General features: G+C 66.0%; 15 protein-coding genes and 2 tRNA genes. 7 read left to right on the top strand and 10 right to left on the bottom strand.

What is annotated here, in order from left to right; all coding sequences use genetic code 11:
* Positions 1–24: 24 nt before the first annotated feature.
* From pgaD to ABE472_RS07555, 5 genes are all read right to left on the bottom strand, one after another.
* Positions 25–510 carry a poly-beta-1,6-N-acetyl-D-glucosamine biosynthesis protein PgaD gene (gene pgaD / locus ABE472_RS07575; protein WP_313218891.1) on the bottom strand — a complete coding sequence of 162 codons (486 nt, stop codon included), beginning with the start codon at positions 508–510 and terminating at the stop codon, positions 25–27.
* Complete coding sequence (pgaC, locus tag ABE472_RS07570; protein ID WP_313212276.1) at positions 507–1,754, bottom strand: poly-beta-1,6-N-acetyl-D-glucosamine synthase; 1,248 nt, start codon at positions 1,752–1,754, stop codon at positions 507–509. Before pgaC ends, pgaD begins: the two co-directional genes overlap by 4 nt.
* Positions 1,755–1,761: 7 nt before the next feature.
* The gene (pgaB, locus tag ABE472_RS07565; RefSeq protein WP_313212275.1) at positions 1,762–3,657 is read right to left on the bottom strand and encodes a poly-beta-1,6-N-acetyl-D-glucosamine N-deacetylase PgaB; all 1,896 of its coding nucleotides are present in this window, start codon (positions 3,655–3,657) and stop codon (positions 1,762–1,764) included.
* A gap of 10 nt (positions 3,658–3,667) precedes the next feature.
* Complete coding sequence (gene pgaA / locus ABE472_RS07560; protein WP_346465975.1) at positions 3,668–5,701, bottom strand: poly-beta-1,6 N-acetyl-D-glucosamine export porin PgaA; 2,034 nt, start codon at positions 5,699–5,701, stop codon at positions 3,668–3,670.
* Between the two features lie 345 nt (positions 5,702–6,046).
* Positions 6,047–7,258, bottom strand: a complete 1,212-nt coding sequence (locus ABE472_RS07555) for an MFS transporter (RefSeq protein WP_346464558.1) — start codon at positions 7,256–7,258, stop codon at positions 6,047–6,049.
* Positions 7,259–7,724: 466 nt separating this feature from the next.
* Between ABE472_RS07555 and ABE472_RS07550 the strand changes: the two genes are divergently transcribed.
* From ABE472_RS07550 to ABE472_RS07520, 7 genes are read left to right on the top strand one after another with little or no spacing between them, the layout of a single operon-like run.
* Positions 7,725–9,473 (top strand): ShlB/FhaC/HecB family hemolysin secretion/activation protein, encoded by a 1,749-nt coding sequence (locus ABE472_RS07550; protein WP_346464557.1) that lies wholly within the window; start codon positions 7,725–7,727, stop codon positions 9,471–9,473.
* 55 nt (positions 9,474–9,528) lie between these two features.
* On the top strand, positions 9,529–18,381 hold the full coding sequence (locus ABE472_RS07545; RefSeq protein ID WP_346465974.1) for a hemagglutinin repeat-containing protein: 8,853 nt from the start codon (positions 9,529–9,531) through the stop codon (positions 18,379–18,381).
* Positions 18,378–18,785, top strand: coding sequence for a hypothetical protein (locus ABE472_RS07540; RefSeq protein ID WP_019182850.1), 408 nt, complete (start codon positions 18,378–18,380; stop codon positions 18,783–18,785). The genes ABE472_RS07545 and ABE472_RS07540 overlap by 4 nt, the downstream gene beginning before the upstream one ends.
* A 14-nt stretch (positions 18,786–18,799) precedes the next feature.
* On the top strand, positions 18,800–19,246 hold the full coding sequence (locus ABE472_RS07535; protein WP_346464555.1) for a hypothetical protein: 447 nt from the start codon (positions 18,800–18,802) through the stop codon (positions 19,244–19,246).
* 40 nt (positions 19,247–19,286) lie between these two features.
* On the top strand, positions 19,287–19,670 hold the full coding sequence (locus ABE472_RS07530) for a hypothetical protein (protein ID WP_346464554.1): 384 nt from the start codon (positions 19,287–19,289) through the stop codon (positions 19,668–19,670).
* Positions 19,671–19,730: 60 nt separating this feature from the next.
* The gene (locus ABE472_RS07525; RefSeq protein ID WP_313212265.1) at positions 19,731–20,249 is read left to right on the top strand and encodes a hypothetical protein; all 519 of its coding nucleotides are present in this window, start codon (positions 19,731–19,733) and stop codon (positions 20,247–20,249) included.
* Positions 20,242–20,637: a hypothetical protein gene (locus ABE472_RS07520; RefSeq protein ID WP_346465973.1), complete on the top strand. Its 396-nt coding sequence runs from the start codon at positions 20,242–20,244 to the stop codon at positions 20,635–20,637. Before ABE472_RS07525 ends, ABE472_RS07520 begins: the two co-directional genes overlap by 8 nt.
* 30 nt (positions 20,638–20,667) lie before the next feature.
* Here the strand turns inward: ABE472_RS07520 and ABE472_RS07515 are convergent.
* The 5 genes from ABE472_RS07515 to ABE472_RS07495 form a co-directional block, all read right to left on the bottom strand.
* Positions 20,668–20,744: transfer RNA gene (locus tag ABE472_RS07515), tRNA-Pro, on the bottom strand.
* Positions 20,745–20,883: 139 nt separating this feature from the next.
* A tRNA-Pro gene (locus tag ABE472_RS07510) sits at positions 20,884–20,960 on the bottom strand.
* A 48-nt stretch (positions 20,961–21,008) separates the two neighbouring features.
* A complete protein-coding gene (gene cydX / locus ABE472_RS07505) occupies positions 21,009–21,122 on the bottom strand; it encodes a cytochrome bd-I oxidase subunit CydX (RefSeq protein WP_019182852.1) in 114 nt (37 codons plus the stop codon).
* Between the two features lie 30 nt (positions 21,123–21,152).
* Positions 21,153–22,307 carry a cytochrome d ubiquinol oxidase subunit II gene (gene cydB, locus ABE472_RS07500; RefSeq protein WP_313212263.1) on the bottom strand — a complete coding sequence of 385 codons (1,155 nt, stop codon included), beginning with the start codon at positions 22,305–22,307 and terminating at the stop codon, positions 21,153–21,155.
* A 15-nt stretch (positions 22,308–22,322) separates the two neighbouring features.
* On the bottom strand, positions 22,323–23,912 hold the full coding sequence (locus ABE472_RS07495; RefSeq protein WP_313212262.1) for a cytochrome ubiquinol oxidase subunit I: 1,590 nt from the start codon (positions 23,910–23,912) through the stop codon (positions 22,323–22,325).
* Positions 23,913–24,048: the final 136 nt, after the last annotated feature.

Here is a 24,048-nt window from a genome sequence, read left to right as displayed (position 1 = left end):
ACCGGTCTGGCAACACCCGCGCGATTACCTGTACGCGCCCGCCAATGCCTGCGCGGTGACCCGTACCGGCCGCGCGTGCTCATCCATGTGCAGGGTCACCGACTTGCCATCGGCCAGCGACGCGGCCACTGAGGCACTCGCGCCGAGGTCGTGCGCGATCTCGGCGCGGGTAACATCGTCATGCGGCAGCCGACGTTCCTTGCCCGTGAAGCGCATGCGGTTGTACTCGGCCCAGGCGATCAGCAGCGCCGCGCAGCAGAGCAGCATGACCGGCAGGGCGATCACCACGAACGGGTCGATCATCTGCTTCTGTTCGTACAGCTGCGTCCAGGCCATCTGCCCGCCCAGCAGCCAGGAAACCAACGTGACCAGCGGTGCCCACAGGTAGAAGTAGAACGCCCAGAAGGCGATGGTCACAAAGCCCCAGGCAGTACGCTGCAGGCGTGGCTGCTGGCGCGGTTTCTGGATCAGCCGCGAGTCGAAGCGGCGGGTGGATTTGACAGTGTTCATCGGATACCCCGGTCAGGACTGACCCAGACCGCGCGCTTGCCACGACGCTTGAAGATCGTCTTGGGGAACGCCACCAGGGTCGTGAACAGACTGATGAGCCAGTACGCCATCGGGTACCAGATCACCCAGAAGTAATTACGTCCAATATGCGTTTCGTAACGGCGGTCGATGATCAGGCTGCTGGCGAACTGCAGCAGGCAGACCAGCGCCAGGATCACGCCATGCCACTGCGGCAGCAGCGTGGCGATGTACAGCTCGGGCGGCAGTGTCATGAATTTGCCCAGTGCCCACAGCACGATGATGGCCAGCATCGTGTACGCCCACAGCACGCTGAGGATGTACTCCAGCAGCACGCCCCACATGCGGCGCTTGCGCCAATGGAACAGCGAGCCACCGTGCCGCAGCAGCACTTCCACGCCCCCTTGGGCCCAGCGCAGGCGCTGCCGCCACAGCCCCTTCAGCGTTTCCGGCATCAGGATGAAGCACAGCGCATTGGGCTCGTAGCGGATGTCCCAATGATCCATCTGCAGGCGCCAGCTGATGTCGATGTCCTCGGTGACCATGTCGTCGGACCAGTACCCGATCCGATGCAGCGCAGTACGGCGGAACGCGGCGATCACCCCGGAGATGGTGAAGATGCGCCCATACACCCGCTGCGCGCGCTTGATCATGCCGATGATCGAAGAGAACTCGGCGACCTGCAGCCGGCCCAGCAGGGTGGAACGGTTGCGGATGCGCGGGTTGCCGGTGACCGCGCCCACGCGCGGGCCCGAGGTGAGGTGCCAGACCATCCAGTGGGTGGCGTACTCCTCCAGCATCGCATCGCCATCGATGCACACCAGGAACTCCGAGCGTGCCGCCAGCGCGCCCATGCGCAGCGCATTGGCCTTGCCCAGGTTGCGGTCCAGATGCACCACGCGCAGGCGTGGGTGCAGGGCGGCCAGGGCATCCAGCCGTGCCCCGGTATCGTCGCTGCTGCCATCGTTGATGGCGATGACTTCGAAGTCCGGGTAGTTCTGCTTCAGCGCCGAACCGAGGGTGTCTTCCAGGTTCTCCGCTTCGTTGTGGCACGGGATCAGGATCGACGCGAACGGATACTCAGCCATCGGCGGCGGATCATCGCGGTCGCGTGCCTTGCGTTCGCGCCGGAAGAAGTAATACAGGCCGCCGGACATCCAGAAGAACGCCATCACCATCGGGTAGAAGAAGGCGAACTGGAACAAGGTGTAGAGAAGAGGATGCATGGCGACCTCACTTTTCCTCGTACGGGAAGCTGCGGGCCGACATGGCCGCGCGCGCGTCATACGTGGAGGGACGTCCGGCGATGAAGTCATCCGGATACCAGGCGAAATGACGCACGCCCTGCGCCTGTAGACGGCGGATCTGCGCGCGCAGGCGGTCGCCGGGGATCGGCTTGCCGGTGCGCCAGTCCAGCGTCTGCAGCTCGAACATCGTCTGCGACAACTGCGGATCGTGCTGCTTCACTGCCACCACCAGCCGGTCCAGCCAGCGTTCCGGGCTGCGGCTGCCTTCCATCCACGGCATCGCCATCAGGGCGGTGTGGTCGTAGGCCTTGTTGAACAGGTCCAGACGCTGGGCGAACCAGCTCGCGCTCTGCGGTTCCAGCACGGGCTGGGCATACAGGTTGCGCACGGTGCCCAGCTTCGGCCGCCAGCGCTGCGCCGCGGTGCGCAGCTCCAGGGTGAAGTCGATCAGCGCCTGGGTGCGTGCACCGTCATCGTCTTCGGGCGGCAACTGGGTCAGCTCGGTGTCGCGCAGGTAGGCGTCATCGTGGAAGAGCAGGCCCTCGAAGTAGGCGTTGATCGCCAGGTCTTCGTAGATGTCATCGATGATCCTGCGGACCTGCGGCCGGGTGAAGTCCAGCCGGAAGATGCCGTCGCTTTCCGGGCTCTCGATGGCCAGCGCCTTGCGGATGGCCGGGTCCTTGAGCTCGTAGCCCAGCACCGGCAGCCACGCGAACACCTTCACCCCGGCGCGCGTCTTGAGCTGCCACGCCACCCGGTTGAACAGGTCCGCACGCATCGGCAGATGGCGGTTGGGGAAGTACAGCGCGTCGGCCGAGCCGTTGCCGTCCGGATCGGCGAAGGCCTGCAGGAAGACGTGGGTGGGGCCGATCTTCTTGACCCGCTCGATCAGCGCATCCAGGTTCTTGGCCAGCTGCACCGGGTCGGCATCGTAGACCGCATCCAGGTCGATCTGCAGCGCCCGCATGCCATCGCGCTCGACATCGCGGCGCAGCTCGTAGGCCAGCTGCACCACGGTCGGGTTGTTGGTCACCAGCAGGCGCGCCAGGCCGTGAAGATCACGCTTGACCGGCGTGCTGCGGCCTTCCAGATCGAACGAGACCGGCATGCCCAGCTGCTCGGCGATGTCGTTGCTCAGCGCGTTGTAGGCGGCGTACGGCCACACGATCGCCTTGGGGCTGACGCCGACATTGCGCTGGATGCGCTCCACGCTGCGGCCCAGATCGGCGCGCAGGCGGGCCTCGTACTCGCCTGCGGTTTCATAGGTCTTGCGGGCAGGATCGTAGATGCGCGTGATCACCGCCGGCGTCGAGTTGCCCTGTGGGTTGGACTGTACGCCGTGGTGCAGGTTGTCGGTATGGCTGGCCAGTTCGATCAGCCCGCTTTTCTGCATCTCACGCAGCTGCGCCCAGGTGAGGAAATCCTCGCGGGTGAACGGGCGGTAGCCGTAATCGATCTGGCGCCCGGCCGGCATATCCACGTAGTCGGTGATCACCGCCACCAGCGCCGGATAGTTGTAGGCGCGCAGCAACGGAAACACCTTGCTGTACACGCTGCGCAGGCCATCATCGAAGGTAAGCAGCACCGGCTTGGGCGGCAGCGGCGTGCCGCCCTGCGAGGCGGTGATCAGCTGCGACAGCGAGACCGGGTGATACCCGTGGGCCGACAGCCAGTCCAGATGCGCGGCGAAGTTCTGCGTGCTGACGGCATAGGCATCCGGGTCGCCGCGTTCGGCCACCTCGTCGCGGATGTCGTGGTAGCTGAGCACCAGCAGCCCGTTGTCGGCCGCATCAAGTACGGCCGGCGGTTGCTGTGCCTGGGCCGGCAGGACCACGGTGAGCAGGGCCAGCAACAGCCAGTGGGTCCAACGCTTCAAGTCCATGTGCCGCATGTCATTCTCCCCACCGCAGGCCGGCATCCAGGCCGATATGTCGTTCACGCTGTCCGTCATAGACCGGTAGCGACCAGCGGATGCCGTACTCGAAAATGCGGCCTTCGCCGAGCTGCCACTCGTGGCGGTACTCGGCCGAAGGCACGATCGCGCTGCCATAGCCCTGCTGCCAGTACTGCCCCACCGAGACCGTCAGGCGATGGCGGAAGTGGCGTTCGTAGTGACGCCACAGTTGTTGGTCCACGCGCAGCCCGATCTCCACCGAGTGGTCCTCGGATGGGTTGAAGTAGGGCACGTCGTCGCGGCTGCCGCGGCTGGCGTACAGGCTGCCCAGGCCATCCACGAACACGGTCGGCCGGGTCATCAGGCGTTGTTCGATGGCGGTGCTGACGGTATCGCGGCGATTACCGTCGTCGTAGCGGAACTGACTGGCGCCCAGGCTCCAGTGAGTACGTTCATCGCGGCGATAGTCGGCTGTCAGCGCAATGCTGTCGGCGGTGATGCCTGAGACGCGCGCCTGCATCGAGGCATCCGGGTCATTGCGTGCGGCGGTGATGCCGGCATGCCATTGATCGCTGAACTGCCAGCCGAACCCGGCACTGAGGCCGGTATCGCCGATGTGGTCGTTGGCGCGGTTGACGAAGGCTTCGGCATCGGCACGCCCGTAGCGGTAACGGGTGCCCACGCCGATCCGCAGCGGGTCGATGGTCTGGTCCTGGAAATCCACACTGCGCCGATCGGCGAACGCGACCAGGCGCCAGCGGTCGTCCAGCACCGGCGACTGCACTTCAACGCCGTAGCGGCCGTCATCGTTGCCCAGCGGTGATGCACCGCCACCGCCGGAGCTGCGTCCGCCTTCGGCGTAGGCATGCCACTGCCAGCCACGGTGCGCGCGCCAGCTGCGGTCCATGCGCTGCACGGAGGGCTGGTTGGGGTAGGCAGCGAGCAGCGTGTCGTGGATGGGGCGCGCGAGGTCATCGCGCTGCACCTGCACGTAGGCGTCGTACTGGCCCAGCCGCGCCGGTACGTCGCGCGGGTCCAGCGTGTTGGCCATGCTGTAGCGCTCCAGCGCCCGCCGTGGCCAGCCACGCATCAGGTAGATGTTGCCCAGCGAGGATTGCGAGCCGGTATTGCCTGGCCCGATCTCGACCATCTTCTCCAGATCGCGCTGCGCAGTGGGCAGGTCGCCACTGTAGGCACGCACCATGGCCAGGTTGAGGTCGGCCTCGTAGCGCGGCCAGTTCGGATAGGGTGCCTTGGCACCGTTGGCCCAGCGCCACGCGGGCTCATCGGCCTGCCACTTCTTCAGCAGGGCGATCGCGGTGTCCGCCTGCTCGTCCTCCAGATACGCATAGGCCAGTTCCGAACGCGCCTGCGGCAGCGACGGGTCAGCCTTGAGTGCGGCTTCCAGCACCGGGATCGCCTCGGCCGGATGCTGCGTGGCCATCAGCGAATCGCCGACGGCGGCCAGCAGATAGTTCGGCACCGGGTGGCCCTCGGCGAGCAGCGTGCGGTACTCCTCGCGAACCTGCGCATGGCGGCCCAGCCGGTTGAGCAGGATCAGCCGGTCATGGCGGATCCGCAGCGGCGCCTGCTGCACGGTGGTGCCATCGCGTTCGAGGTACTGCTGCATCTGCACCAGCGCGGCATCGGCTTCATCCAGGCGGGTGTCCTCGCTGGGGCCATACGCCAGGCTCCAGCCCACCAGCTTGGCCAGATAATTGCCTTCCAGCCGTTCTTTCTGTGCCGCATCGAACAGGGTGGGGCGCGCCAGGTACAGCTGCCAGGCGCGGTGCGCGTTGCCGATGTCCGCCAAGGTCAGCACCCGCAGGCGATACAGCAATGCGTCGTCGGGCGACTGCACCCGTGCCCGCTCGATCGCCGCCAGTGCATCCAGCCATTGGGCATGGTCCCGGAACTGGCCGATCTCGGCCAATGCGTTGTCCCGCGCAGTGGCTGCAGCCGCCGGAGCGGAAAAAGCGAGTGTCGCGCATGCCAGGCCGACGCAGAGCGCCAGCGGCCGATGGTCGTACATGGAACCCCCCTTGGAGCATCCTTTCAAAGGTGTGTTGCGTCAAAAGTGTGACGCACATCACATGCCAATCGTGCCTGACTGCGCAGTTGTTGCCAAATCGTTAAGACGCGGGTACGACCCATCAGCCCCCGGGTGGAACCCGGAGGGGAGGGGCAAGTCATTGAATCGCTACAGATTCAGGCCATGTCGCAGCCAAGGACGGCGCACTCCATCGCGATGAAGCTGTTCAGCCGGCTGGCGACGCCAGAGGCTCCGAACGCTGCCCGGTGCAGCCCACCGGGTCAGTTAGCGACACGCTACGTCAGCAGTTGCGCACAACGCGTGTAGATGGACGCGGCGGGGCGCCTACCACTGGTCTTCGAGCTTCTGCGGTTTGCAGGCGACCCACGAGGCGCACAACAGCACCACCGCGCACAGGACCAGGAAGCCGAACGGCAGGTGCCAGCCGCCGCTGACCGCGTGCAGCCAGCCGAACAGGAACGGGCCCAGGCAGCTGAAGGCATAGCCCACGCCCTGCATGAAGCCGGACAACGCGGCCGAACCGGCGGGGGTGCGGGTCCGCAGGTTGATCAGGGTCAGGGCCAGCGGGAACGTGGACGGCCCGATGCCGAGCAGCACCGCCCACAGCCACGGGGCCTTCATCGGGGCGAACAACAGGCCGGCGAAGGCGATCAGGAACGCGCTGAAGCCGATCAACACCAGCCCGAAGGGATTGCGCAGGCGCACGGCCAGGGCCGGCATGGTCAGCGATGGCAGCAGGCCGCAGGCCGCGAAGATCGCCACCATGATGCCGCCGAACGCCGGTGTTGCACCGGCCTCGACCACGATCCGCGGCAGCCAGGTGAACATCGAATAGGTCATCAACGAGGTCATGCCGAACATCAGGGTCATGCCCCACGCCAGCGGCGTCTTCCAGACCTTGCCGTGCGGCGCGCTGGAGGGATCGTTGGCGGCGCTGATCGTGTCCGGGTGCGGACGTGCGCGCGAGAGCATCAGCCACGGCAGTGCCGCAGCCAGCGACATCAGCGCCCAGATGCCCAGCGATACGCGCCAGCCCGCCTGCTGCGCGACCGGCACCGCCAACAGGGCCGGCATCATCGTGCCGATCTGCAGCACCGTGATGTAGAGCGTGCTCATGGTGCCCACGCGGTTGGCGAAGTAACGCTTCACCAGCGGTGGCACCACCACGTTGCCGATGCCCATACCCGCCAGCGCCACCACCGAGCCGAACAGCAGGCTGCCCACGCCGCCGGCCATCGAGCGCAGCAGCAGGCCCACGGTGGCCAGGCTCATCGCCAGCAGCGCGGTGCGCTCCAGGCCCACGCGACGCGCGACGGCCGGGGTGGTCACCCCGAACAACGCGAAGGCCGCCGTCGGCAGCATGCCGAATACGCCCGTCATGGTGGTGCCGAAGCCGAAGGTCTGGCCGAGCACATCCAGCAGCGGGGTCAGCGAGGTGACCGCGGTGCGCAGGTTCAACGCGGCCAGCAGGATCGCAGCGAAGGCGAGAAGGCGCCCGTGCAGCAGGGACTGGGACGGTGGGGTGGGGTGAGTCATCAGCATGTTTCCTGACAGGTGGCGCACCGCGGCCATGCGGGCGCGCGGGTGCAACGGCAGAGACCGGCCAGTGGCCGGCGTCTGCGGGGTAGGGGACTGGCCGCCGCCGAAGGCGGGGCCAGGACCGGCCATTGTACGGGTTAGACCCCGGCAGGTCGCGCGGGGTGGGGCGCGGTGGTGCGGCTCGGAGGCGAGGGGACCGGCCGCGGGCACGATGCCCCGCCGCGCGCCGTGCTACGTGTGAAAACGCCTTCACAACAAGGGCCGCGCGGTCCCCTTCCATGTGCGCTGCGTCAAAAAAATGACTATTTAGGAAAATTCCTACAAGCGAGCGGGTGGTTGTCTTACCGGAAGGGTGGGGTTTTTGACGGTTCTCATGTCGCGAATAGCTCTTAAATTGGCGGGCCTCCATAGGGGCGGTCTATAGCGAACGATGGTTCGTGCCAGCCCACGTTCGAGATCCTGCATGCCAAACACCGTACTACCCACCCCGGCTCGCGCCGGTTCCCATGGCGCTTCCCGGCGCACCCTCCTTCTGGCCCCGCTGGCGGCCGCGCTGGCCCTGGTCTATCTGCCGGCCAGTGCCCAGCAGCTGCCCGCCCCGGATCAGGAGCTGCTCCGCCAGCAGGAGCGCGAACGCGCCCTGCGCGAGCAGCTTGAAACCCGGCCCGATGCACGTCTGCAGGACGCGCCGGTGGCCGCACCGGAGCGGCTGCCCCAAGACGAAGCACCCTGCTTCGTGATCGACCGCATCACCCTGGAGGGCGAGCAGGCCGACCGTTTCCAGTGGGCGTTGCCCGCAGCCAACGTCAAAGGCGATCCGGCGCTCGGCCGCTGCCTGGGCACCGCCGGTATCAACGTGGTGATGTCGCGGGTACAGAACGCGATCGTCGAGCGCGGCTTCGTCACCACGCGCGTGTTGGCCCAGCCGCAGGACCTCACCACCGGCACCCTGGCACTGACCGTGGTGCCCGGCACGCTCCGCCAGATCCGTTTCGCCGAGGGCACCCATCGTGACGCCACCCTGTGGAACGCGATCCCGGCACGCAGTGGCGACCTGCTCAACCTGCGCGATATCGAACAGGGGCTGGAGAATTTCAAGCGCGTGCCGACCGCCGAGGCCGACATCCAGATCAGCCCGGCCGAAGGTGACGACGCCGCACCTGGCCAGAGTGACCTGGTGGTGCAGTGGTCGCAGCAGCGGCTGGTCCGTTTCAACCTCAGCCTGGACGATTCCGGCAGCAAGGCCACCGGCAAGACCCAGGCCGGTGCGACGATGTCGCTGGACCACGCGCTGCGCCAGAACGACCTGTTCTACGTCAACCTCAACCACGACGTGTTCAGTGGCGGCAAGCGCGGTACCAAGGGCTTCACCTTCCACTACTCGATTCCCGTCGGCTACTGGCTGTTCGGCGCGACGCGCAGTGGCTACGAGTACGAGCAGACCGTGGCCGGCAACCAGCAGTCGTATCTCTACAGCGGCGAGAGTTACAACGCCGAAGTGCGCGCCACGCGCCTGCTGTTCCGCAATGCGGACAGCAAGACCAGCATGTACCTGCGTGCGTGGGAGCGCGATTCGCGCAACTTCATCGACGACACCGAAATCCTGGTCCAGCGCCGGCGCATGGGCGGCTGGGAGCTCGGCCTGAACCACCGTCATTTCATCGGCCAGGCCACGCTCGATGGCACCGTCGGCTTCCGCCGCGGCACCGGGGCGTTCGGTTCGATCGCAGCGCCCGAGGAGCTGTTCGGTGAAGCCACCTCGCACCCGAAGATCTACTTCGCCGACGCACAGCTGAGCGTCCCGTTCCAGCTCGGCCAGCAGCGCCTGCGTTACACCGGCAGCTGGCGAGCGCAATGGAACCGTGGCGGGCTGGTGCCGCAGGACCGCTTCGCGATCGGCGGGCGCTACACCGTGCGCGGCTTCGATGGCGAGATGTCCTTGATGGGTGAGCGCGGCTGGCTCATCCGCAACGACATCGGCCTGGCCCTGGGCGGCGGGCAGGAATTCTACGTTGGCGCCGATTACGGCCATGTCGGCGGCAGCGCCACGCAATGGCAGGTAGGCAATGACCTGGCGGGCAGCGTGATCGGCCTGCGCGGGTCGTATCGCGGCCTGTACTGGGACGGCTTCGTCGGCGCCCCGTTGAACAAGCCCTCTGGTTTCCAGAACGCCTATACCGTCACCGGATTCACCCTGAGCTGGTCGTTCTGATTTCAGTGCGGGCGCGTTCGCGCCGCACCGACCGCACGCACACAAAGGAATTGTCATGAACAAGCATCTGTACCGCCTCGTGTTCAACCACGCCCTCATGCTCTGGCAGGTCGCCGCGGAAATCACGCCGCGCCCCGGCGGCGCCGGTACCGGGCAGGATGGCGATCGCACGGCGGCACTGCGCCCGATGGCGTTCGCGCTGTGGGTGATGCTGGGCTGGGTCGGCGTGAGCGGCCTGGCCGCGGCGCAGGTGGTGGCCGATCCGAATGCGCCCGGCAACCAGCGCCCGACCGTGCTGGAGACCGCCAACGGCACGCCGCAGATCAACATCCAGACCCCGAGTGCGGCCGGTGTCTCGCGCAATACCTACCAGCGCTTCGATGTCGACCAGCAGGGCGTTATCCTCAACAATTCGCGCGGCAACACGCAGTCCCAGCTCGGCGGTTGGGTGCAGGGCAATCCGTGGCTGGCCGGCGGCACTGCGCGGGTGATCCTCAACGAGGTCAATGGCGCGAACCCGAGCCAGCTGCGCGGCTACGTGGAAGTGGCCGGCGACCGCGCGCAGGTGGTGATCGCCAACCCCGCTGGTATCGATTGCGACGGCTGCGGCTTCATCAACGCCAACCGCATCACCCTGACCACCGGCACCCCGATGTTCAACGGCGGCGCGCTGGAGGGATACCGCGTGCAAGGCGGTGCGATCCATATCTTCGGCGCCGGCATGGATGCCAGCCGGGTCGACTACACCGATCTGATCGCGCGCTCGGTGCAGCTCAACGCGGGCCTGTGGGCACAGCAGCTGCAGGTCACCACCGGCGCCAATACGGTGAGCGCCGATCTGAGCCGTGTGCAGGCGCAGGCCGCCGAAGGCAATGCGCCGCAGTACGCGCTCGATGTGGCCCAGCTGGGCGGCATGTACGCCAACAAGATCCTGCTCATGGGCACCGAGCACGGCGTGGGCGTGCGCAATGCGGGCAACCTCGGGGCGCAGAACGGGGAGCTGGTCGTGACTGTCGATGGCCGGCTGGAAAACACCGGCAAACTGCAGGCGCGCGACGATACGCGCATCGCTGCCACCGGCGGTGTACGCAACGAAGGGCTGGTCAGCGCCGGGCGTGAACTGAACCTGCGCACCGGCCAGGACGTGGACAACAGCGGCGGCCAGCTCAACGGCACCCGCCTGGATGTGGAGGCCGCCTCGCTGGCCAACCGCGACGGGCGCATCGAACAGGCGGGCGTGCAGGCACTGGCGGTACAGAGCGCGCGGCTGCAGAACCGTGACAAGGGCAGTATCGGGGCGCTGGCCCAACAGGACGGCACCGCGCCGACCACGCCGGGCGAAGGGGCGGGCCCGGGCGGCCCCGGCACGCCCGGGACCGGCACGGGGGGCACCGACGGCGGCACGTCCGTCATCACTCCACCGACGAGCGCGCCGCTCGCGCAGGGCCGCGTGGTGATCGCGGGACTGCTCGACAATGATGGCGGCGCCGTGCTGGCCGGGGGCGACATCGACCTGCGTGCCAGCGACCTGGACAACGACGGCGGTCGCCTCGGGGTGCGCGATCTGGCCGTGGAGGGTGGCACGCTCTCCAACCGGCAGGGCGAGCTGACCACGCAGCGTGACCTGCGCGTGCAGGGCGAGGCACTGCGCAACGACACTGGGGTGCTGAATGTCGGCGGTGCGCTTGATGTGCGCGCGGCGCAGCTGTCCAACCACGGCGGCAGGATCGCCCACAGCGGCAGCGCGCCGGCCCAGCTGCAGGTGGCAGGCACGCTCGACAACACCGGCGGCAGTCTTGCCAGCAACGCGGCATCGCTGGCGCTGGCCAGCGCGGTGCTGGTCAACACCGATGGCGCGCTGCTGCACGCCGGCAGCGATGGGCTGCAGCTCACCACCGGCACGCTGGAGGGCCAGCGCGGCGAGATCGCCACCGCCGGTACGCTCACTCTGCGCGCCGGCCAGGTCGATCATCGCCAAGCCGATCTGCAGGCGGGCACGCTCGACCTCCAGGTGGATACGATGGACAACCGCGGTAGCCAAGTGCTGGCCACCGGCAACCAGGCCAACCGGATCGAGGCGGCAACCGCGCTCGACAACAGTGGCGGCACGCTCGCCAGCAACGGTGACCTGGCGATCGCCACAGCGCTGTTGAACAACGCGGGCGGGCAGGTGCAGCAGGCCGGCAGCGGGCGGCTGGACATCAACGCGGCGACGCTGGCCGGCGCGGGCGGCAAGCTGCTCAGCAATGGCGCCCTGCACCTGCAGGGCCAGAACCTCGATGTCTCCGGTGGTGTGACGTCCGCCGTCCGCATGGAGATCGATGCGGGCCAATTGGACAACCGCCGTGGCGAACTGATCGCCACCGGTTCCGACGCGCTGGGCCTGCGCGTGGCCAACGCGCTGTACAACGACACTGGCAGCATCGTCGGCAACGGCGCGCTGGCCGTGCAGGCAGGCAACCTTTCCAACCGCGACGGCAAGATTCTGGCAGCAGGTGATGCGGCCTCCGCGCTGCAGGTGACCGGCACGATCGACAACCAGCGCGGCACGCTGGCCAGCGCGGGCGATCTGGACCTGCAGGCAGGCCAGCTGGACAACCAGGCCGGTACCGTCCAGGCGGCGGGCGACAGTGCGCTTCAACTCGGCGTGGGTAGCCTGCTCGACAACCGCCAGGGCGGCCTGATCGCCTCCGGTGGCGCGCAGCAGCTGCGTGCGGGCAGCGTCGACAACCGCGGCGGTACGGTCAACGCGGGCGACATGCTCGACGTGGAGATCGCGCAGACCCTGGACAACAGTGCCGGCACGATCGCCGCCAATGATGCGCTGCGCGTGCAGGCCGGCCGCATCGTCAACCGCGATGCCGGCACGCTGGCGTCGGTCGAGGGCGATGTCACCCTCGCCAGCGCGACGGACATCGACAACAGCGCCGGCGTGATCCAGGCCGAGCGTGCGCTGTCGGTGACCAGCCAAGGGCTGACCAACGTGCGTGGCACGCTGGCCGGCGCCTCCGTCGCCTTGGATACGCGTCTGGGCGGCGTGGACAACAGTGAAGGCATCATCGCCGCCACCGCCGGCACCCTGGATCTCCGCAGTGGTGCGCTGGATAACCGCGCGGGCCTGCTGCAGTCCAGTGGTGGGATGAGCATCGATACGCACGGCCAGCGGCTGGGCAATACCGACGCGGGCGCGCGTGGCGGCATCGTCAGCGGTGCCGGGCTGACCCTGCGTGCCGGTGGACTGGACAACCGTGCCGGCCTTGTCCAGGCGCAGACGGCGCTGGACGCGCGGCTGGCCTCGCTGGACAACCGCAGCGGCGGGCAGGTCGGCAGCGGCTCCTCGCTGCTGCTGCAGGCGCAGCACCTGGATAACAGCGGCGGCCGCCTGCAGGCTGCCCAGAATCTGACCCTCGCTCTGAGCGGTGAGCTGGTCAACCAGGCCGGGCTGGCCGTGGCCGGTGGCGATCTGGTCGCCCATGCCGCGCGCATCGACAACCGCGCCACGAGCGGCGGCGGCACCGCGCTCGGCCTGCAGGGTCGCAACGTGGACCTCACCGCCGCGCAGATCGACAACAGCAGCGGCATGATCGCTGCCGACCAGCGCATCGCGCTGCAGGCGACCGATGCACTGTTCAACCAGCAAGGCCTGGTGTCCTCGGCGGGCAGTCTGGACGTGCGCGCCGGCCAGGTCGGCAACACCGACGGCACGCTGCTGTCCGCGGGCAACCAGACGCTGCATGCCAACGCACTCAATGGCACCGGCCGGGTGTTGTCGCAGGGCGATCTGGTGCTGGCCTTGCAGCAGGATTACCGCAACGATGGCCAGATCACCGCCAATGGCAAGGCCACGGTCTCCACGCAGGGGCTGTGGACCAATGCAGGCAAAGTGCAGGCCGGCGATCTGGACCTGCATGCACGCCAGATCGACAACCTCGCCACCGGCGAGATCAGCGGCCTCCGCACCCAGGTGCGCGCCGATGGCGTGCTTGGCAACCGGGGGCTGATCGACGGCGTGGATACCCGCATCGATGCCGATGTGATCCTCAATGTTGGCACCGGCCGCATCTATGGCGACCGCCTGTCGATCGGTGCCACGACCCTGGTCAACAGTGATGAAACGCTGGAGGGCGTCACCCGCGCGGCCACCATTGCTGCGCGTGAGCGCCTGGACATCGGCGCCGGCACCGTGGTCAACCGCGAGCAGGCGCTGATCTTCAGTGCTGGCGGTGGCGAGAGCGCACTCAACATCGGCGGTGCGCTGGATGCGCAGGGCCATGCAGTCGGTCGCGCCGGCTCGGTGCACAACGCCAGCGCGACCATCGAATCGCTGGGTGGCTTGAGTATCGATGCCACGCGCCTGCTCAACAGCAACGAGCATTTCGCCACCACCGAAGTGATGGTGGTGGGCCCGACCAAGAAGCTGTACATCCAGCCCAAGGGCACGCCCGGCATGCATGATGCCAGCGAGTTCACCTGGTCCAGCTGGAGCCGTGCCGGCAAGTACTGGTGGAAGAACGGCAACGGCGACGTCAAGGATTGGACGCAGTACGACGTCACCCACACCGAGTACGAAACCCAGGTCACCTCCAGCGCGCCGGGTCGCATCATTTCCGGCGGTAACATGACGCTGCGTGGCGATGAGCTGATCAACGACAAGAGCCAGATCCTGGCCGGCGGCGCGTTGCTGGGCGATCTCGGCAACCTGCGCAACATCGATGCATTCGGCGAGTACCGCGTGCACGAGGAAGGCACCAGCCAATACACCTACAGCCGCTGGCGCGGTGGTTTCAAGCGCTATCACGAGCGCAAGTGGGACCGGAAGATCGCCTATCGCCCGGCCGACGAAGTGCGCACCATCAATCTGGGCGTGACCCGCACCGAACAGAACACGCGCGATGGTGGCAGCGGCTACCAGGTGGGCGGGGTCAGTACCGGTACCGTCGGTGGGCAGGTCGGCGGCGCAGCCGACGCCGGCGCCATCGGTGGACAGCGCCAGGTGACCGAAGTCAGCGCCAGCGTCGCCTCGCTGGCCGGTCCCGGCAGCACGGCGGGCACCGGTGCACAGGGCGCGGCGGGCAACCAGCCGACCGTGATCCGCACCATCGGCGTGGATGCCGAACTGCCGCAGACCAGCCTGTTCCAGAGCGGGCCGAATGCCGGCCAATACCTGGTCGAAACCGATCCGCGTTTTGCCGATTACCGCAACTGGCTCGGTTCGGAATACCTGCTGCAGAAGATGGGCGTGGACCCGGCCAACGTGCAGAAGCGGTTGGGCGATGGGTTCTACGAACAGAAGCTGGTCCGCGATCAGGTCGCCCAGCTCACCGGCCGCCGCTTCCTGGATGGCTATGCCGACGATGAAGCGCAATACCGCGCGCTGCTCGACAACGCGGCCACCATCGCCGACGCGTGGGGCCTGCGCCCCGGCGTGGCGCTGACCCCGGCACAGATGGCCCAGCTCACCAGCGACATCGTCTGGCTGGTCGAGCAGCGCGTGACCCTGGCCGATGGCAGCACCACCACCGCACTGGTTCCGCAGGTGTACGTTCGCGTGCGCCCCGGTGATATCGACGGCACCGGCACGCTGCTGGCCGGCCGCTCGGTGGAGCTGAACCTGCGCGGCGACCTGGTCAACAGCGGGACCATCGCCGGCCGTACCGCGGTGAAGATTGACGCGCAGAACCTGCGCAACCTGGACGGCCGCATCAGCGGTGACACGGTCAGTGCCAACGCGCGTACCGATCTGGACAACCTCGGCGGCCTGATCGATGCGCGCAGCGTGCTGGTCGCCAGCGCCGGCCGTGATCTGAACCTGGTCACCACCACCCGCAGCGGTCAGAACACCGCGGGGTTGAGCGACTTCAGCCGGACCAACATCGACCGCGTGGCCGGGTTGTTCGTGAGTGAGGCTGGGGGCACGCTGCTGGCGAGCGCGGTGCGTGATGTTCGTCTTGACGGAGCCGAGATCGTCAACGCGGGCTCCGGTGGGCAAACCGTGATCGCCGCCGGCCGCGACCTGTCACTGGGCACCGTACGGGAGGCGCGGCAGGAGAACAACGTGCGCAATGCCGACAACTATCTGCGCAGCGGGTACAGCCGTGGCGTTGGTACCAATGTCCGGACTGTCGGCGATGTCCAGCTGCAGGCAGGTCGGGACATGGAGTTGCAGGCAGCGACGGTCAACAGCGCCGAGGGTGCCCTGGTCGCGGTGGCGACCGGCAACCTCAACATCGGGGTGTCCGAAGACAGTTACAACTGGAGCGAGGGTCGAAAGCACCGGCATAGCGGCCTGCTCAACACCACGACCCGCACCACCCGCGACAGCCTCGATGAAACCGTTGCCCAGGGCAGCACGGTTGGCGGGAACACAGTGGCCATCCAAGGACGCAACGTCACCATCACCGGCAGCGATGTGATCTCCGATGTCGGCACCACGATTGCCGCCGACCAGGATCTGGTGATCCAGGCCGCTCGCGAATCGGCGACGGAAAGCCACTTCAAGAAGAAGGAGCAGAGTGGCCTTATCTACAACGGTGGCGCTGCGATCACGGCCGGCACGCAGATGCAGAGCGACGACAACAAGGCCACGCGCAACACCGCGGCGGGGTCGACCGTCGGCTCGCTCGCAGGCGATGTCGTGCTGCTGGCGGGCGGGGCGTATCGCCAGATTGGCAGTGACGTCCTCGCGCCGGAGGGCGATGTGGACATCCACGCGCGTGAGGTCGCGATTCTGGAGGCCCGCGAAACGCAGACGACGGCGCAGGAGAGCAAGTTCAGGCAGGCCGGTCTCACTGTTGCGGTCACTGCGCCGGTGATCACTGCACTGCAGACCGCCGGCAACATGGCAAGTGCGACCAGCAAGACCTCTGACTGGCGTAAGCAGGCGATGGGTGCTGCAACAGCAGCGGGTGCGGTGAAGGAAGGCGTCGATGCGGTCGGCGCGGATCCAGGCGCGGCTGGCGGGTTGAACATTTCCATCACCGTGGGGGCCAGCAAGAGCGACAGCCGGACGACAACGCAGAGCGACACGGCGGCAGCGTCATCGATCCGGGCCGGCGGCGACGTCCGGATCAGTGCCACGGGCGCTGGCAACGCGTCGGATATCACGATTCAGGGCAGTGACGTAACGGCAGACGGCAACATCCGCCTCAAGGCGGACGGAGACGTCGCGCTTCTTGCGTCCCGTGACGTGATCGAGATGGAGCGCAAGAGCAGCAGCGCCAGTGGCGGCGTAGGCGTGGCCATCGCTGTGGGCTCGGGCGGTGCCAGTGCCGGCATCACGGCCAATGCCAGTGCTTCGCGGGGCAGCGGCAAGGGCGAGGACGTCTACTGGAACACGACGCACCTGACTGCAGGAGAGTCGTTGGTCATCGAATCGGGCGGCGACACCACGCTGCGTGGCGCGGTAGTTTCAGGTGAGCAGGTGGCAATGAACGTCGGTGGCAACCTGGCGGTGGAGAGTCTGCAGGATACCCACAGCTTCCACAGCAAGGACAGAACCGTCGGGGGCAGCGTCACTTTCGGTGCGGGTTTCAGTGGCAGTGCCTACATGCTCAACCAGAAGAGCGACAGTGAATTTGCCAGTGTCACCGAGCAGTCGGCCATTCGTGCGGGTGACGGCGGCTTCCAGATCAATGTGGATGGGACGACACAGCTTGTCGGTGGTGCGATCAGCTCCAGCGATGCAGCAATTGATGCCGGCAGGAATCGACTTCAGACAGCTGCACTGGTGGTCAGCGACATAGAGAACGCTTCGAGCGCGAAGGCCAGTAGCGGCGGAATCGGTGTCACCGATGAAACCTTCTCCGGCTTGTACGGCGCCACCAAGACGATCATCGGCAACAAGCTGATCCATGGCGACGCCAGTGACGGCTCGCAGGGGACAACCCGTGCGGCGATCAGCGATGGCGCTGTGTTGATCACGGATGATGAGCTCCAGCGCGCGCTGACTGGCAAGGGGGCAGAAGAACAGGTGGCCGGGCTGAATCGCGACACGCTGAACGCCCATCAATCTGCCGCGCTGATCGATCTTGAGCGTCTCGAAGAGCGTGCCGCTGCGGAGCACGCGATCACCGGCGAAGCCTTCCGCCAAGGCACTGCCTGGACGACGGATCTGGTGCATAAAGCAGCGACGGAGCAAAGTCGCATTGTCCTGCAGACCTGTGAAGCGGGCGGGACCAACTGCCGTCAGACCGAACTGGCGTTGGAGGATGTCCAGGCCATTGACGGCAAGCTGTACATCTTCAACAACGGCATTTTCAACGCTGAGCCCTACGCGCTTGCCACAGGCGCGAAGCAGAACACCAATGAAGCCAACGCGTCCGGGGTGTATTACATCCTGAACCCTTACACCGGCAACAAGGTGGCCGAAGGGCTGTATGCGATGTACGACAAAGCCAATGGCATCCTGGGCAGCCTTACGGGCGTCATGCTGCCTGTGACGGCCGCATCGCAGGCCAACATTGCGCTGTTGGAGCGTGCCAGGGAGGAGGGATGGGAGTTCAATGCCGTCAATCACAGCCGCGGCAGCATGACCTTCACCAATGCGATGTTGCAGCTTCGAGGCGACGACCAGAAGATGTTCCCCATCGGCTACATCCTCTACAACGGGGCTGCAGCCAATGCACAACAAGCGCTGGGGTTGGTCGGATTGATTGGTGACGCCAGGGGAGAGGTATGGCAGAACACTCATCCGACGGACATCGTAGGCAGCTGGCGCGTCATTCTTGGCGGAAACCCGGCGACCTCCGAGAAGAATCAGGGCAGCTTCCCGGGGTCGCACAGTGCCTACGTGGGTTACCTGCCCGCGGACGGTACGGAGCTGCGGTCCATCACGGACAAGGTGTGGGGCATCGGTAAGATCAATCAACCTGTCAGGCAGGTCCCCAAACGTGAGGCTGAAAAACGATGATCAGGAAGTACACCTCGATGCTGGCGGCGGCCGCGCTTATCACTGTTGCCGGATGTGCCACGGCACCTGCGGCGCCGGGCCGGGTGGCCACAACGGACATTGGACCCGTTCCGGCCGGTTCCGTTCGCGTCATGCCCACCAAACAGCATTGGCGTAAGGCAGGTGCCAGCAAAGCCGACGCGGACCAGGCTCGGCAGCAATGCAGTCAGGAATTGCGGAACAATGAAGAATACGCCGGGCTGCTGAAGGAGAGCTCGGTGATTACCAAGATCTGGCACGCTGATCGTACCGCTGCGCAGAAAAAGCGGCGCAAGGAAATTGGTACGCGGCTGAGTCAGCTGAGTGATGCGTGCATGACCGGGAAAGGATTCGAGTTCGTGCCTGGTGGGTTCCCGGTGGACTGAGTGCGGTGACCAGGATGCTGCTTTACCCCAGGCCGTTCATCGCCCGCAATCATTTCGCGTTGCGCATTTGTCGCACAATGACCGTGCTGGCCGTGCTGGCCGTGCTGGCCGTGCTGTCGGGCGTGACCGCTTGCGGCGCAGGCGGGTTGTGGATGAACGGCAATCCCGCTGCGACCCGGCACCTCAGCCCCCCGGGCCACGAGTGGACCCGGCCGGATGCCAGCGTCCTGGTACGCGACATGGATTGGCAGGCGTGCGGTGGCCAACGAAGTGGGAACATTTCGGCAGACCGGCGAGGGGCTACTCCTCAAGAGGATGCCGAGCTTTCGCGCGAGAAACTCTACGCTGCGCAACGTTGCATGTTGGGAAAGGAGTATCACTACATCGGTTCCTGCGAAGGCGATATTCCGGGCCGCTATCCCGCCTGCCAGTCCGGTTCGGGGAGATTGCTGCTTGATTGAGCCGTCTGCGCAACGACAGATCAGAGCGGCTGGAGCTGCATTGGCAGTCGCGTTGCTGTCCGGTTGCGTGATTGGCAATGGCCGCATCTGTGGGCCGCAGACACCGATGATCTACTGCGATAAAGCGGCGTATGAGCGGCTGGCCAACCCACCTTCATTGATGGAAAGCTGGCAGCACCCGTCCAATACACCTGAAGCGCGTCAGCTCGACTGGGTGTCCTGCGGGGGTACGGAGAAGGGGAGCTATGCGGTGTTGCCAGGCACTACAGGTGCTGAGACGGCCGCGCGCTCCGGTGCGAAATTCGATCAGATGCAACGTTGCATGTTGGGTAAACAGTATCAGTACACCGGTACCTGCCAGGGTGAGATTCCCAGTCGTTTCCCTGCATGCCAGCGCGCGGAGGGGTCCGTGCCGCAGCGCTGATGCGCCGAGGCGTATGCGGTCCTCCATCCAGTGCGTATCACTATCCTTGGGAGCCAGAACATGCAGTCGTTCTTTCGTCCACTATCTGGATCGTCTGCCCGCCTCGCGCTTGGTTTGACTCTCCTGGGCATCGCCGGCGCAGCGTGCGCTGATCCTGAGCTGCTCGAATCGCCGCAGTCGGCACAAGCGGTGCGATGCGCGGCCTTCTACATTGATGTTCCCTCGGCAGGCAATCCCGTGGCCAACCTCATGCTGGGCTCGGTGGTGAGCAAGGCTGCATGGATGGATCAGTTGAAGGCGCTCATGGCCCGGGGTGCCGAGCCACCGATGACCCGCCTGGTCGTCGCCGGTGAGAGCGAAGATGTCACACGAAAAGCAGTCCAGTCGGCGCTCGGCAGTTTCAAGCAGCAGCGCCTTTCCTATCTGACCCTCACGGTCGCAGGCCAGTCGCCGAAGATGCAAGGGCTGCAACGCAGCGCCGAGCAGCTTGGCATCACTTTCCGCGCGGCGACCCCTGAACGCTCGGCCGCATCCCCCGAGGCACGGGCGGATGCGTATCTTCGGGGCGTGTGTGATTGAGCTGCACCCACGCGCCGTCACCGCCCTGTGCCTGGCCCTCAGCCTCGGCGCCTGCGGCATCGGCGGCATGTGGATGAATGGCGATCCATCGGTCAGCCGTACCCTCGTGCCGCCACGCGACACCTGGCAGAAGATGGGCAATGACGGCGCGGCCCGCGATGCCGACTGGCGCGAATGTGGTGGGGCCGCCAATGGTGGTTACCACGTCTCCACGCCTCAGAAGTCCAGCGCGGCGGTGATCCAGCAGGCCCTGGGCCGCACGTTCGATGATCTGCAGCACTGCATGATGCGCAGCGGGTACCGCTACACCGGCAGCTGCGAAGGGGAGATCCGCAGCCGCTACCCGGCCTGCCAATCGCCAGGCACAAAAAAACCCGGAGGACAGTGACGTCTTCCAGGCTTGATTGTGACCATCAAATGGTCGGGGAGACAGGATTCGAACCTGCGACCTCTACGTCCCGAACGTAGCGCTCTACCAGACTGAGCTACACCCCGTAAGGAGCCGCCTATTGTATCGATCCCGCCGGTCGGCGGCAAGGGGGGATCGCGTTTTTCACCTTCGGTGCCGTGTTGCCACGGCCCTTGATAAAGAAGCCTGGAAACGTGTTCCCAGGCTTCAATACGACCACCGAAGTGGTCGGGGAGACAGGATTCGAACCTGCGACCTCTACGTCCCGAACGTAGCGCTCTACCAGACTGAGCTACACCCCGAAGGAGCCGACAAGGATACGGTGTGAAGACCCGATCGGCAACCTTTTTTTAGCCTTCTTCGTGATCCGTACGGCTCTGCTCGCGGGCTTCGAACCACATGCCATTGAGAATGGCCACGACCGAAGCCAGCCCTGCACCCAGAATCCAAGCGAAGTACCACATGGTAAGTCTCCTATGGCGCCGTGGGGCGCGTCAGTAAGCGTTGGGGTTGTCGCCCATCTCTTCGGCCGTGGTCTTGCCCTTCATCACGCGGTAGACCCAGGAGGTGTAGGCGATGATGATCGGCAGGAAGATGGCCGTGGCGATGAGCATGATCCCCAGGGTCAGGTGGCTGGAGGAGCTGTCCCAGACGGTCAGGCTGGAGCCCGGCTGGCTGGAGGAGGGCAGCAGGAACGGGAAGATCGCAAAGCCGACGGTCAGGATGATGCCGGTGATCGAGGCCCCCGAGGCCAGGAAGGCCAGGCCACCACGGCGGGCCCGCAGCAGCACCGCGCTGGCCAGTGCACCAACCAGCCCGAGGATCGGGGCCAGCAGGGTCAGCGGCATGCTCTGGTAGTTGCGCAGCCAGCCACCGGCGACCGCACCGACGGCAGCGGTCTTGAGCAGCGGGTTGGTCGGGCCATCGGTGACCACCTGGGAGGTGATCTGGTAGCCCGGCAGGCCAAAGGCCACCCAGACGCCGGCCAGGGCGAACAGCACGAAGGTCAGCATTGCCGCGACGCTGCCGTAGCGGGCCGAGCGCTCGGCCACCGGGCCATCGGTCTTGAGCACCAGCATCGCGGCACCGTGCGAGACCACCATCGCCACGCTGACCAACCCAGCCACCAGCGCGAACGGGTTGAGCAGGCCGATCAGGGTGCCGGTGTAGAAGATGCGCATGCTGTCATCGAAGTGGAACGGCACGCCGACCAGCACGTTGCCCACCGCCACGCCGGCGATCAGTGCCGGCAGCAGGCCGCCGACGAACAGCGCACGGTCCCAGTTCTCGCGCCAGCGCTTGCCGGGCATCTTGCTGCGGTACTTGAAGGCGACCGGGCGCAGGATCAGCCCGAACAGCATCAGGAACACCGCCAGGTAGAAGCCGGAGAAGCTGACCGCGTACAGCGGCGGCCAGGCGGCGAAGATCGCGCCGCCACCGAGCACCAGCCACACCTGGTTGCCTTCCCACACCGGGCCGACGGTGTTGATCACCAGCCGGCGTTCGTCATCGGTTCTGGCCACGAACGGCAGCAACGTGCCGACGCCGAGGTCGAAACCGTCCATCACCGCCCAGGCGATCAGCAGGATGCCGAGCAGCAGCCACCAGATCACGCGGAGCGTGGTGTAATCGAGTCCAATGAATTCCATCTGGGTTCTCCTGCCTTACGCCCGACCGTGGGTCGGCGCAGCGGCATTGGGGGAAAGGGACGTGGCTGCAGCCTGCAGCGACGGCAGGATGTCGTCCGGGCCCTTGCGGATCGCCTTGAGCATCAGCTTCACTTCGATGACCAGCAGCACCGTGTACAGCGCGGTGAATACCGCCAGCGTGGTCAGGATTTCATGCAGGGCCAGGCCCGAGGCGGCGTAGAAGGTCGGCAGCACGCCGTCCACCGCCCACGGCTGGCGACCGTACTCGGCCACGAACCAACCGCATTCGATCGCGATCCACGGCGCCGGCAGCGACCACAGGGCGAGCTTGAGGAACCAGCGCTTGTCCTGGAAGTTGTGGCGGCACGAGTAGTAGAAGGCCAGTGCGAAGAAGGCGATCAGGTAGAAGCCCAGCCCGGCCATGATGCGGAAGGTCCAGAACAGCGGGGCGACCCGCGGCACGGTATCCATCGCGGCCTTGGAGATTTCTTCCGGGGTGGCGTTGAGGATGTCCTCGCGATAGCGCTTGAGCAGCAGGCCGTGGCCCAGATCCTGCCAATGGCGGTCGAACATCTCGCGCGCTTCGACGTCGTTCTTGTCCTTGCGCACGCGTTCCAGTGCACCGTAGGCCAGCTGGCCACCGCGGATGCGGTTCTCGGCGCGCCCCACCAGTTCCAGGATGCCCGGGATCGGCTGGTCCAGCGAACGGGTGGCGATCAGGCCCATCAGGTACGGGATCTTGATCGCGTAATCGTTCTGCTGGGTGGTCTGGTTGGGAATGCCGAAGGCGGTGAAGTCGGCCGGCGCACGCTCGGTTTCCCACATGGCTTCGATCGCGGCCAGCTTCATCTTCTGGTGTTCGCTGGCGGCATAACCGCTTTCGTCACCCAGCACCACCACCGACAGCGAGGACAGCAGGCCGAAGGCGGCCGCCACCGCGAAGGAACGGCGTGCCATGTCCTTGTGCTTGTTGCGCAGCAGGAACAGGGCGCTGATCGACATCACGAACACCGCACCGGTCACGTAGCCGGCACTGACCGTATGCACGAACTTGGCCTGGGCCACCGGGTTGAACAGCACGGCGGCGAAATCCACCACCTCCATGCGCATCGTTTCCGGATTGAAGATCGCGCCGGTCGGATTCTGCATCCAGCCGTTGGCGATCAGGATCCACACCGCCGACAGGTTGGTGCCCAGGGCCATCAGCCAGGTCACGGTGAGATGCTTGACCGGGCTCAGGCGCTTCCAGCCGAAGAAGAACAGACCGATGAAGGTCGCTTCCAGGAAGAACGCCATCAGGCCTTCGATCGCCAGCGGTGCGCCGAAGATGTCCCCCACGTAGTGGCTGTAATACGACCAGTTCATGCCGAACTGGAATTCCATCACGATGCCGGTGGCGACGCCGATGGCGAAGTTGATGCCGAACAACGTGCCCCAGAACAGCGTCATCTGGCGCCAGACCTGTTTGCGGGTCATGACGTAGACGCTCTCCATGATGGCCACCATGAAGGACAGGCCAAGCGTGAGGGGAACGAAAAGGAAGTGGTACATCGCGGTCAGAGCGAATTGCAGCCGCGACAGTTCTACGACTGTCTGATCAATCATGGCCTGGCTACCTCGTTGGGTTTTGCCGTTTCAGGTGGCGGGAAGGGGGGGTCTACGGGGTGAATTCTGTGACCAGCAACTTCAAACAGCCTTGATTCAGATCAATGTACAAACAGACCTGCGCGGGGATCGTATG

This window comes from Stenotrophomonas sp. TWI809 (genome assembly GCF_039673205.1).
In the GTDB taxonomy this organism is placed as follows: domain Bacteria; phylum Pseudomonadota; class Gammaproteobacteria; order Xanthomonadales; family Xanthomonadaceae; genus Stenotrophomonas.
This window is presented reverse-complemented; position numbering and strand designations above follow the sequence as displayed.